Annotated in this window: 1 protein-coding gene and 1 pseudogene; one reads left to right on the plus strand and one right to left on the minus strand. The window is 43.1% G+C overall.

The genetic code is table 11. The features are described 5' to 3' along the window. Nucleotides 1-133 precede the first annotated feature (133 nt). Nucleotides 134-1,009, plus strand: coding sequence for a hypothetical protein (locus A3756_RS23560; protein WP_068552772.1), 876 nt, complete (start codon nt 134-136; stop codon nt 1,007-1,009). Nucleotides 1,010-1,062: 53 nt separating this feature from the next. On the opposite strand, the pseudogene A3756_RS23565 reads toward A3756_RS23560, so the two are convergent. Beyond that, nucleotides 1,063-1,547: pseudogene (locus A3756_RS23565) on the minus strand (methyltransferase type 11); the annotation flags it as partial.

The following is a 1,547-nucleotide window of genomic DNA, read 5'->3' on the forward strand; positions in this document are numbered from 1 at the left end:
GTACTTATGCCAATTCCTTCTACTAGCGCCCCCGCCAAAGTTAAGGCCACTGAAAAAGCTGAAGCTTCTACCTTTGACTATGACAAAATAGCTATTCCATGAAGAGACTGTGTATTAGGGGAAAGTAAAAAACATGGATAGTTACAGAGGGGCGCATTTCCTTGCTGGCTCAGGACCAAGTTTTGTAACGGTTGCGAAAAGTTTATATCGTCGTCGATACCCTAATGTTGTAGTGCAAGGTGACTCCTGGTTTGATTACCCTGGCAGGCAGAAACATTTTTTCTACGGACCGAATAATTTACATCAGGCCCTGATGCAGATTATTCCTACTGGCGCAAACTGGTGGGATAGTAGCGTCTCAATGGCTACGGCAAAGCAGGTTTCGCGTGAATCCAGTGTATTTCGCTATGCTAAATACAATCGAGTTAGACTCGATGTATATTGTCTAAGTATGGGTGGGAATGATTTATTCGCTGGCTTAAAGTTTATCCTTAAAGATTATGATGATAAAAATCAATCGCCTTCAGAGTGCTTTAATTCAGGGAAAGAGCGCTTACTTCAAAACATCAGAGATGATTATCATAAGGTATTGAAAGACCGAGACCGATATCTACCTAGCGTGCCTGTCCTTGCGCATTGTTATGCGTCGCCAGATCAACGCCAGCGAGGCTTCAAGTTGGCATTCCTAAAGGCCGGGCCTTGGATAAAAACAGCATTTGATGCGAAAGCTTATCCACCTATGCTTACTTCTAACATAGATAACTGTATAAGGAGACGGGCGATTCGCTATCTGCATGCGCAGCTTTCTGAAACAATTATAGGCGCAATGGGGCAATATCAGAATACGCTAAGTTATGATGCTTTTGGTCGGGGAGTAGACTTGTCAGCAGCAAAATATTGGGATGATGAAATTCATTTAAGCCCGAAAGGGTGGATTATGTACGCGAAAGATATGCAAGAGTATATGATCGAAAATGGTCTAGATATTAGAGCGTTGAAGAGGAGGTGAAGAGCTAAGCGGATAGTTATAGCTTAGCTCTTCAGATAGAGCGCTAGCTCAAGTTAGCAGCAAGAAGAGCCGCCGTCACCTGTTTCGAATATAGGGTCACCATCGAAGGGTAAGCTAGATCCACAGCCTTCAAAAATGCCGTAATGAGTGTTCCAGTCACCAATAAACTCGAAGTACTTTTTAAATCGTGTTTCATTCAGCATGCGCCAGGTATTGCCGCAAACAGGGAAAATCCTACCTTTTTCGATGATATGGTGCTTATCAAGAACGAAAGCGTGTTCAAAGTGCTCGATACCGCCTTTGTAAATAACAGCCTGGCCATAATCTTCACAGTGCGGTTCAAGGTCTTTTATTTTAAATAAACGGTAGGTTGCCGAATAAAAACCGATATGGCCGACTTTTTCTTGCACCGATTCATTTTCAATAGTGATGACATCGTCTTCTACAAGCCTCGGGTCCAAAAAACCGACTTTTTTAGCTAGGTTTTCAAAATCGTTCCAGTAAAGTGCGCCGCTCAAACACTCGCCGTATAGGACTG

The sequence above is a fragment of the Oleiphilus sp. HI0086 genome, assembly GCF_001635225.1.